At 73.4% G+C, this 9375-nt stretch carries 10 protein-coding genes; 6 read left to right on the top strand and 4 right to left on the bottom strand.

What is annotated here, in order from left to right:
- The first annotated feature begins 56 nt into the window (after window positions 1–56).
- The 3 genes from ACZ6A9_RS19525 to ACZ6A9_RS19515 all read left to right on the top strand — a co-directional run bounded on the left by ACZ6A9_RS19525 (window position 57) and on the right by ACZ6A9_RS19515 (window position 3439).
- Window positions 57–734, top strand: a complete 678-nt coding sequence (locus tag ACZ6A9_RS19525; protein WP_468987084.1) for an AIM24 family protein — start codon at window positions 57–59, stop codon at window positions 732–734.
- Between the two features lie 82 nt (window positions 735–816).
- The gene (locus tag ACZ6A9_RS19520) at window positions 817–1776 is read left to right on the top strand and encodes a threonine/serine dehydratase (protein WP_468987082.1); all 960 of its coding nucleotides are present in this window, start codon (window positions 817–819) and stop codon (window positions 1774–1776) included.
- 79 nt (window positions 1777–1855) lie between these two features.
- Window positions 1856–3439, top strand: coding sequence for a serine/threonine-protein kinase (locus ACZ6A9_RS19515; RefSeq protein ID WP_468987080.1), 1584 nt, complete (start codon window positions 1856–1858; stop codon window positions 3437–3439).
- Here the strand turns inward: ACZ6A9_RS19515 and ACZ6A9_RS19510 are convergent.
- Window positions 3410–4879 carry a serine hydrolase domain-containing protein gene (locus ACZ6A9_RS19510; RefSeq protein WP_468987078.1) on the bottom strand — a complete coding sequence of 490 codons (1470 nt, stop codon included), beginning with the start codon at window positions 4877–4879 and terminating at the stop codon, window positions 3410–3412. The two genes, ACZ6A9_RS19515 and ACZ6A9_RS19510, sit on opposite strands and share 30 nt — an antisense overlap.
- Window positions 4880–4950: 71 nt before the next feature.
- Between ACZ6A9_RS19510 and ACZ6A9_RS19505 the strand changes: the two genes are divergently transcribed.
- Window positions 4951–5922 (top strand): LLM class F420-dependent oxidoreductase, encoded by a 972-nt coding sequence (locus ACZ6A9_RS19505; protein ID WP_468987075.1) that lies wholly within the window; start codon window positions 4951–4953, stop codon window positions 5920–5922.
- Window positions 5923–6024: 102 nt separating this feature from the next.
- The gene (locus ACZ6A9_RS19500; RefSeq protein ID WP_468987073.1) at window positions 6025–6450 is read left to right on the top strand and encodes an SsgA family sporulation/cell division regulator; all 426 of its coding nucleotides are present in this window, start codon (window positions 6025–6027) and stop codon (window positions 6448–6450) included.
- Between the two features lie 16 nt (window positions 6451–6466).
- Here the strand turns inward: ACZ6A9_RS19500 and ACZ6A9_RS19495 are convergent, their stop codons facing one another.
- Complete coding sequence (locus ACZ6A9_RS19495) at window positions 6467–6892, bottom strand: DUF6328 family protein (RefSeq protein ID WP_468987238.1); 426 nt, start codon at window positions 6890–6892, stop codon at window positions 6467–6469.
- A gap of 210 nt (window positions 6893–7102) precedes the next feature.
- Between ACZ6A9_RS19495 and ACZ6A9_RS19490 the strand changes: the two genes are divergently transcribed.
- A complete protein-coding gene (locus ACZ6A9_RS19490; protein WP_468987070.1) occupies window positions 7103–7441 on the top strand; it encodes a hypothetical protein in 339 nt (112 codons plus the stop codon).
- 30 nt (window positions 7442–7471) lie between these two features.
- Here ACZ6A9_RS19490 and ACZ6A9_RS19485 read toward each other — a convergent pair whose 3' ends face one another.
- The gene (locus tag ACZ6A9_RS19485) at window positions 7472–8455 is read right to left on the bottom strand and encodes an aldo/keto reductase (RefSeq protein WP_468987068.1); all 984 of its coding nucleotides are present in this window, start codon (window positions 8453–8455) and stop codon (window positions 7472–7474) included.
- A gap of 136 nt (window positions 8456–8591) precedes the next feature.
- Complete coding sequence (locus ACZ6A9_RS19480) at window positions 8592–9290, bottom strand: ribonuclease H family protein (RefSeq protein ID WP_468987065.1); 699 nt, start codon at window positions 9288–9290, stop codon at window positions 8592–8594.
- Between the last annotated feature and the right edge of the window lie 85 nt (window positions 9291–9375).

The following is a 9375-nucleotide window of genomic DNA, read 5'->3' as shown; positions in this document are numbered from 1 at the left end:
TCGCGGTCGGCGGCCGGCCTTGGCGGAGGGAAGAGGTCCGGGGGAGGATGCCCCCCATGAAGGGTAACCTGTTTTCCAGTCAGCACATGGTGCAGCCGGCCACGGCCGCGGGGATGACGATCGAGAACGCCAAGTGCGTCCGCTACACGGTCGACGGCGAGATGCACGCCCGTCAGGGAGCGATGGTCGCCTACCGCGGCAACCTCCAGTTCGAGCGCAAGGGCCAGGGTGTGGGCGGCATGCTCAAGCGCGCGGTGACCGGTGAGGGCCTGCCGCTGATGGCGGTACGCGGCCAGGGTGAGGCCTGGTTCGCGCACGAGGCGCAGAACTGTTTCGTCGTCGACGTCGACCCCGGCGACGAGTTCACCGTCAACGGCCGCAACGTGCTGTGCTTCGACTCCTCGCTGTCGTACCGCATCGCCACCGTGAAGGGTGCCGGGATCACCGGCGGCGGGCTGTTCAACAGCGTCTTCACCGGCCACGGCCGGCTGGGGCTGGTGTGCGAGGGGAACCCGCTGGTCATCCCGGTGTCGCCGCAGTACCCGGTGTTCGTGGACACCGACGCGATCGTCGGCTGGACCGCGGGTCTGGACACCTCGCTGCACCGTTCGCAGTCGCTGGGCTCGATGCTGCGCGGCGGGTCGGGCGAGGCCGTGCAACTGAAGTTCCAGGGCGAGGGGCATGTGGTGGTGCGTCCCAGCGAGGCGACACCGCACAAGGCCCAGCAGCACTGAACGTCGTTGACCTGGCCCGCCGCACGGGGTCAGGGTGGTCACGGCACGGATCACCGGTCCCCGTGCCGGAGAGGTGACAGTCGTGATCCAGATCGCCGACATCGAGACCGCGGCCGCGCGGATCGCCGGGCACGTGGTGCGGACCCCGACGGCGCAGAGCCCCGGGCTGTCGGAGCTGCTGGGTGTGCCGGTCACGGCGAAGCTGGAGCTGTTGCAACGCACCGGATCGTTCAAGGTGCGCGGCGCGGCGGCGAAGCTGTTGTCGCTGAGCGAGGCCGAACGGGCGGCCGGGGTGGTGGCGGTGAGCGGCGGCAACCACGGGATCGCCCTCGCGGTCATGGCCGCGGCCCTCGATGTGAAGGCCACGGTGGTGATGCCGCGTTCGGCGCCCGTGAGGGCGGTGGAGATCGCGGAGTCCGCGGGCGCCTCGGTGCGGGTGACCGACGACATGGACGGCGCGTTCGGGCTGATGCGGCGGCTCCAGGAGGAGGGTCTGACGCTGGTCCACCCCTTCGACGACCCGGTGGTGATCGCCGGTCAGGGCACGGTGGGGCTGGAGCTGGCCGAGGACGCCGGTGACCTCACGGACGTGCTGGTGAGCATCGGGGGCGGCGGGCTGATCGCCGGGGTCGCGGCGGCGCTGCGGGCGAGCCGGCCCGGGGTCCGGGTGTGGGGCGTGGAGACGGAGGGCGCCCGGGCGATGTCCGAGGCGCTGGCGGCGGGCGGCCCGGTGCCGGTGGAGCTGACGTCGATCGTCTCCACCCTCAGTGCCCCGGCCGTCTCCCGGCTCACGTACACGCATGTGGCGGAGTTGGTCACCGAGGTCCTGGTGGTGACGGACCGGGAGGCGGTGCGGGGGTCCCTCGAACTCGCGGACCACGCGAAGGTCTGGGCCGAGCCGGCCGCCGGTTGCCTGCTGCCCGCCGCGCGGCGGGTGGTGGAACGGGTCGGTGAGGGGGCACGGCTCGGCCTCGTGGTGTGCGGCGGCAACGCCACGACCGCCGACATGATCGCCTGGGCGGAACACTTCGAGCTCCGCTGAGCCTTCCTTTGAACGGACCCCGCCCGCTCACCCGTACCAGTGGGGGAAGCGGGATCCAGCGGTTCGACGAGGGATGGCCATGGGCAGGGCGCACGTCTCGGCAGACCGGCCGGTCGCCGGCCGGTACCGGCTGGTCGAGGTCACGCACCGGGAGACCAACCGCGTCAGCTGGTACGCCGACGACCTGCGGACGGGCCGCCCGTGTCTGGCCACCCGTACCGAGCTGCCGGACGACGCCGGTGAGGCGGCCCGCCGCGCCCCCGCCCGGGTCCTGCGGGCCACCGGAAGCGTGAGCGGGCTGTGCCCCGGCCGGGTCGCCGCGGTCGTCGACGCCGTCGGCGAAGCCGGCGCGCTGTGGACCGTCACCGCGTGGATCGACGGCACGCCCCTCGACGAAGTCCTGCGCGAGCGGGGGCCGTTCACCTGGGCGCGGGCCGCGCGCGTCGGGCTGGAGCTGCTCGACGTGCTGGACGCCGCGCACGCCGGAGCCGTCACGCACGGGGAGCTCAGTCCCGGCCAGGTGTTCCTGCGCGAGGACGGCCCCCTGGTCGTCACCGGCTACGGGCTGGCCGGCATGACGTCGGCGCCCCGGCTCACGGCACCGTCGTACGCCTCTCCGGAGCAGGCCCGCGACCAGCGGATCGGTCCCGCCGCCGACCTGTGGGCGCTGGGCGCGATCCTCTACACGCTGCTCGAGGGGCGGCCGCCGTTCCGGGACCGCGGACGGCCCGAGGCGACGCTGCGGGCGGTGGACCGGCTGCCGCTGCGCCCCCCGGTGCGGTGCGGCCCGCTCACCCAGGTCGTCCAGGGTCTGCTGCGCAAGGACGCTCGGGACCGGCTGCCCCGTCAGGTGGTCCGTGAGGCGCTCACCCGTGTGCTGCGCGAGGCCCCGGATGCCGCCGCGGCGACGGCTGCGAGAACCGGACCGCACGGTGCGCCCGGTGCCGGCCGGGGAGCGGAGCGGGGCAGGAGGACCGTGGTGCTGGGCACCGCCCTCGTCGTCACCGTCGCGGCCGCCGTGTTCGTCGCGGCGCGTGGGCTGCCCGGATCCGGCGGCGCAACCGTGGCGGACGCGCCGCCCCCGCTGTCCGCGTCGGCCGGTTCCGGGGCGCCCGGCGGCGGGGACGGCCCGGCTGCCCCTGACCCGCCCCCGCCCTCCGTCACACCCACTCCGTCCCCGTCGGGCTCGGGCGGTCTTCCGCCCGGCTTCCGGACCTACCGGGCTCCGGAGGGCTTCTCCGTCGCGCTGCCCGGGGGCTGGAAGCGGCTGGAGACCTCCGACACCGCCACTCTGTCCTACCGCGTCACGTTCGGCGCCGGCGGGGACCCGCGCACCCTCGCCGTGACCTACAGCGAGCGGGTGGGAGCGGACGCCGTGGCCGTGTGGCGGGACGACGTGGAGCCCCGACTGGAGCGGTCCGGGGGGTACGAGCGGATCGGCGGGATCCGGGCGGGGACCTACCAGGGGCGCGAGGCCGCCGACATGGAGTGGTACGCCGAGGACGACGGCGTCCGGGTGCGCACCTTCGGCCGGGGCTTCCTCCTGGGCGGCGGCCGGGGCTTCTCCTTGCGCTGGACCACCCCGGCCGCCGACTGGGACGACCCCGCGAGCCGGGAGGCTCTGCGGACCTTCCTACGGACGTTCCGGCCGGGCTCGCCGTGAGCGGCCCGGGGCGCGCAGCCGGCGCAGGGGCAGGTCACTCAGTGGACGGGTGTGCCAGCGGGCGGTGAAGGTCCGGTCGGCGAGGGAGCAGGTGACCCGGATCCGGTGCGGTGTCTCGAGGAACGCCACGTCCACGGTGAGGGCGCCGTCGTCGCCCCAGCCGCCGCTCACGGCGGCCGGGGCGGGCTCCTCGGTGACGGTCCATCCCCGCCCGTCGAACCGGGCGTCGAACGGCTCACCGTCCTCCGTGAGCCGCAGCGTCCAGCCGCCACCGGCCTCCGGGACGACCTCGACCGCGGTCAGCTTCGGCCGGTCGGCGCAGATTCCCCCGTCCGGGGCGAACACCGCGCCCGTCCACTCCCCGCCGCGCTCCGGCGGCACGGGGCTCCCGGCGACCGGGGGCAGGGCGAGCCGGTCGAGGCGCTCGCGCAGGGCGGTGTCGGCGGTCTCCCGGCCGGTCAGCGGGCCGGGACGGAAGGCGGGCAGGAGGTGCTTCCACACCAGGTCCAGATAGTCCTGCATCTGCTCGGTCGCCGTCGTCGTGGCGATCACGGCGTCGTGCTCGGGCAGGACGAGGCAGAACTGCCCGTAGGCGCCGTCGCCGCGGAATCCGTGCCGGGAGATCCAGAACTGGTGCCCGTACCCGCGGTCCCAGTCGGACCTGTTCTCCGCCCCCATGGCGCCCGCGGTGGGTATGTGCCGGCGGGAGGCGCGGGCGACCCATCCCTCGGGCAGCAGCCGCTCGCCCTGCCAGACGCCGTCGTCCAGGTAGAGCTGGCCGAGGCGTGCGACGGCGTCGGTCCCGGCGTGCAGTCCGCTGAAGCCGATGTCGCGGCCGGCCCGGTCCCGCTGCCACAGCGTCTCGCCGATGCCCAGCGGGTCGAACAGGCGGGGCCGCAGGTAGTCGGTGAGGGTCTGGCCCGTGACCCGCTGCACGACCGCGCCGAGCGCGTAGGTGCAGGGCTGGTTGTAGGCGAAGACGGTCCCCGGATCGTGCTCGGGCGGCTGGAGCAGGAAGCCGCGCACGGGTTCGGCGCGGTCGGTGCCGTACGCCGCGTCGATCATCTCCCGGTCGTGGCCGCTGGCCATGGACGCCACGTGCCGGACCAGCATCGCCCTGCTGCGCGGGTCGGTGATGTCGGCCTCGAACTCCGGGAAGTACGACAGCACCGGGGCGTCGAAGTCGATCAGCCCCTCGGCCTCGGCGAGCGCGGCGGCGGTGGCGGTGAAGCTCTTGCTGAGCGAGTACAGCAGGTGCGGGCGCCGCTCGGTGTACGGAGCCCACCAGCCGGATGCCACGAGCCGGCCGTGGCGCAGGATCATCAGGCTGTGCGGTTCGATGTCCGGGGCGGCTTCGAGGGCGTCGAGGAAGGCGTGGACGCCGGACGCGTCGACGCCCTGGGCGGCGGGATCGGAGGCGGGGAGGTCACGGGCAGTCATGGGGCCATCCTGCCCGGGCGCCCCGGGGTGATCCACCGTTTCCCCCGTCCGCGGCCGGGGACCCGGACGGCATGGTGCAGATCGGATACACGATGATGACCGAGCAGGCCGGGCCCCGAGAGCTGGTCGACCATGTGGTGCGGGCCGAGGAGGCGGGCTTCGACTTCTCGGTGACCTCCGACCACTACTTCCCGTGGCTGGCCTCGCAGGGTCACTCGCCCTACGCCTGGAGCGTGCTGGGCGCCGCCGCGCAGGCCACCTCGCGTATTCCGCTGATGACGTACGTGACGTGTCCGACGTTCCGCTACCACCCGGCGGTGGTGGCGCAGAAGGCGGCGACGGTGCAGTTGCTGTCGGAGGGCCGGTTCCGGCTGGGGCTCGGCTCCGGCGAGAACCTCAACGAGCACGTGGTGGGCGGCGGCTGGCCGTCGGTGGACGTGCGGCACGAGATGTTCGAGGAGGCGGTGGAGATCATCCGGGCGCTGTTCGAGGGCGGCCACGTGAACCACCGGGGCACCCACTTCGACGTCGAGTCGGCCAAGCTGTGGGACCTGCCGGACCAGCCGCCGCCGATCGGCATCGCCGTGTCGGGGAAGCGGTCCTGCGCCCTCGCGGGCCGGCTCGCCGACCTGGTCATCGCCACGGAGCCGAAGGCCGAACTGCTCGACGCCTTCGACCGGCACGGCGGGCAGGGCAAGCCCCGGGTCGGACAGTTGCCGGTGTGCTACGACCCTGACCGGGACGCGGCCGTCGAGCGCGCCCACGACCAGTTCCGCTGGTTCGGCAACGGCTGGAAGGTCAACTCCGAACTGCCGCACCCGGACAACTTCACCCTGGCGACCCAGTTCGTCCGCCCGGAGGACGTCGCGGAATCCATCCCCTGCGGCAGCGACCCGGCGGACTTCGTCGAGGCGGTGCGCCCCTACGCCGAGGCCGGTTTCACCGAGATCGCGCTGGTGCAGATAGGCGGGGCATCGCAGCCGCGGTTCCTGGACTGGTCGGAGGAGACCCTGCTGCCGGCCCTGCGGGACGCCTTCGGCTGACGCCGGCGGCCCGGTGCGCCGTACTTCACCCGCCCGGCGGAGCATCTCCCGCGGATGCGGGGTACTAGAGGTCCCTACGCCCGGTTCTCCGAAAGGCCTCTCGTGAACTCGTTCGTGCACAAGACCCTGGTGGTGGAGCTCCAGGCGGGCGTCACGGACCGCTTCCCCGTGCTCGCCCACCTGAGCTACGACCCGTCCGACCCGTTCGCCGTCACCATCGTCTTCAGCCACGACGGCCGGGTGCTGGCCCGCTGGCAGCTGGACCGCGAGATGGTCACCGAAGGTCTCACCCGGGCGGTCGGGGTCGGCGACGTGCGGCTGAGCCCGGAGTCCCGGGGAGTGGGCCGGGAGTTGCGGATGGAGTTCCTGGGCGAGGCGCACGCCGACGGCGGCCGGCACCACGCGGTGGTGTACGCCTGGGCCGAGAGCGTCGGTGACTTCCTGCACCAGACCCGCCGGGTGGTCCCTCCGGGCTGCGAGGAGGTGGGCCTGGACGGCTTCCTGGCCGACGTCCTCGCGGGGAGCTGAGCCCCCGGCTCCGCCGTCACCGGGTCGTGTGGCGGTACCGGGCCCAGATCGGCAGGCCGAACCAGCAGAGCAGGTACCAGCAGACCACTCCGGTCACCAGGTACGGGACGAAGTCGTCGTCGGTGGCCACGCGCAGGATGAGCAGCAGGGAACAACTGGTGGTGGCGAGCAGCAGCGCCAGTCCGAGGAGGGTGAGCCGGGAGGCCCAGCGCACCGCTTGCGCCTTGATGCGCCGTCCGGAGACCAGGCGGTGCAGCGACACCGGGCCGATGAGCGCGCCGGTGGCACAGGCGCCCAGGACCACGGTCACGATGTAGATCGTCTGGTCGGTGTCGGACAGATCGGCGTACTTCGGGGTGAACACGACGGTCAGCAGGAAACCGAACAGGATCTGCACACCCATCTGGGCCACACGGACCTCCTGGATGAGCTCCGTCCACATCCGGTCGGCTCTCTCGTCCTCCGTCTCGTTCCGCCCCCGGCGCCTGGTCTCGTCCCGCTCCGTGTCCGGCACAGTGCCTCCCTCTGCTTGGCGGTCTCTCTTCGGATGCCCCGAAAGCCACCGTCCTCCCCCGGCCCGGCCGCGGTTTGGGCGCGCGGGGCACGGTTACCCGGACGGCGATGACACCGAGGCCAGGAGGTCGTGGGACGCATGACGGACACTCAGCTCACCGTGACGCTCAGCGGCGGGGACGTCGACGACGCCCGCGCGGTCGTCCGGGCCCTGGAGGGGACCTTCGGGACGGCGGACCAGCAGCCCTCCGGGGAGGGAGCGACGGTCCGCGTGGCGACGTTCACCGGGGAGGGCCGGGAGGGGTCCGGGGACGTGGAGGCGGGCTCGCTGTCGGCGCCGGTGAGCGTCACCGTGCAGGGCAGCCCGCAGCAGGTGCGGCAGGCGAGCGACACCCTCGCGCGGTCCTTCACCGCTCGCGACGAGGGTGCCGCCTCCGGCGACCAGGAGCAGGAGAGGCAGCTGCTCCTCCAGCCGTGACAGCCCCGGTCCGCCGCGGTCCGCCGCGGGCTACCAGCGGGCCTCCACCTGGTCCTTGACGCGCGCTTCGTAGAGGTCGCGGATCGCCGTGAGCGTCGCGTCGGACAGCTCCGGCAGGTGCGCCGCGGCCGCGTTGGCGCGGGCCTGTTCGGGCGAGCGGGCGCCGGGGATGACGGTGGTGACGCCGGGCTGCTGGACGATCCAGCGCAGGGCCAGCTGGGCCGGGGTGTATCCCTCGGGAGCGAGCGCGGCGAACTCGGCGGCCGCCTCCACACCCGTCGCGTAGTCGACACCGGAGAAGGTCTCGCCCTGGTCGAACGCCTCGCCGTGCCGGTTGAACGAACGGTGGTCGTTCTCGGCGAAGACGGTGTCCCTGGTGTACTTGCCGGACAGCAGCCCGGAGGCGAGCGGGACCCGGGCGATGATGCCGACGCCGGCCTCCCGGGCGGCCGGGAGCACTTCGCGCAGGGGCTTCATGCGGAACGGGTTGAGGATGATCTGCACGCTTGCCACGTGGGGCCGCGCGATCGCGGTGAGCGCCTCCGCGCAGGTCTCCACGCTGACGCCGTAGGCGACGACGCGTTCCTCCGCCACCAGGGTGTCCAGGGCGTCGAAGACCTCGTCGCTGGAGTAGACGGGGGTCGGCGGGCAGTGCAGCTGCACCAGGTCGATGCGGTCGACCCCGAGGTTGCGCCGCGACCGGTCGTTCCAGGCGCGGAAGTTGTCCAGTACGTAGTTCTCGGGGATCTGGTCGACCCGGCGGCCCATCTTGGTGGCGACCATGACGTGCAGGTCGGGTCGCCCGCTAAGGAACGAGGCGATGGTCTGCTCGCTGCGTCCGTCGCCGTAGACGTCGGCGGTGTCGAAGAAGGTGACGCCCGACTCGGCGGCGGTCTCCAGGACCGTGAGGGCTTCCTTGTCGTCGACGTCGCCCCAGTCCGCCCCGAGTTGCCATGTGCCGAGACCGATCACCGAAGCGTGCTGGCCCGACCTGTCGAATGTGCGCTCGTCCATGGGGATCAGTCTGTCATCCGTCACCATCGACGGCGCGACTGCGCCCCGGCGGCACCCCTGGGCGCCCCTCCCGCGGGATCAGCCCTCCCTCCGTCCCCACACCCCGGCCGGCGCACGGCCGACGCCTGCGGCCCGGTCAGATTCCGGCCGCCGTCCGGCACTCGGGGTGGCCCCAGCCCTTGTCGTTCTTGGCGATGGCCTCGCCCGCCGCGTAGGAGCGTCCGCACGGGCAGCGCCCCGGGAACTTCGCCTTGATCGTGCGGGACGACGACCCGCCGGCGCGCTGCCGGGGTGTCTTCTTCGCCCCGGTCCCGCGACCGGCCGCGCCTCCCGCCGGGCGGGAGGGGGCGGCCGGCGGTTCGGGCGAGCCCAGCTCGCTGCCGGCGCTCTGCTGGGCGGCCGCCGCCTGACTGGCCGCGCGGTCGGCGAAGTCGTTGAGCCGGTCGCCGTCGACCTGGTGAGCGGGGACGTGACGGAACTCCACCGAGCGGTCCTGCAGGAGGCCGTCGATGCGCACGACGAGTTCCTGGTTGGCGACCGGTTTGCCGGCCGCGGTGCGCCAGCCGTTGCGCTTCCAGCCGGGCAGCCAGGTGGTGACGGCCTTCATGGCGTACTGCGAGTCCATCCTGACCTCGAGCGGCACGCCCGGGTCGGTGGCCGCCAGCAGCCGCTCCAGCGCGGTGAGTTCGGCGATGTTGTTGGTGGCCGTGCCCAACGCCCCCGCTTCCCAGCGGACCGGCGTCCCGGATTCGTCGGCGACCACCCAGCCCCAGCCGGCGGGTCCCGGGTTTCCCTTCGAAGCCCCGTCGCACGCGGCCACCACACGTTCACGCATACGCCCGATTATGCCCGAGTGTTCCGTCCGTTCCTCACGCTCATCACCTCTCCCCCGGCCGGCGCGCCGGGCGCCGTCCCGGACC

The sequence above is a fragment of the Streptomyces sp. NPDC041124 genome (genome assembly GCF_055592385.1).
This window is presented reverse-complemented; position numbering and strand designations above follow the sequence as displayed.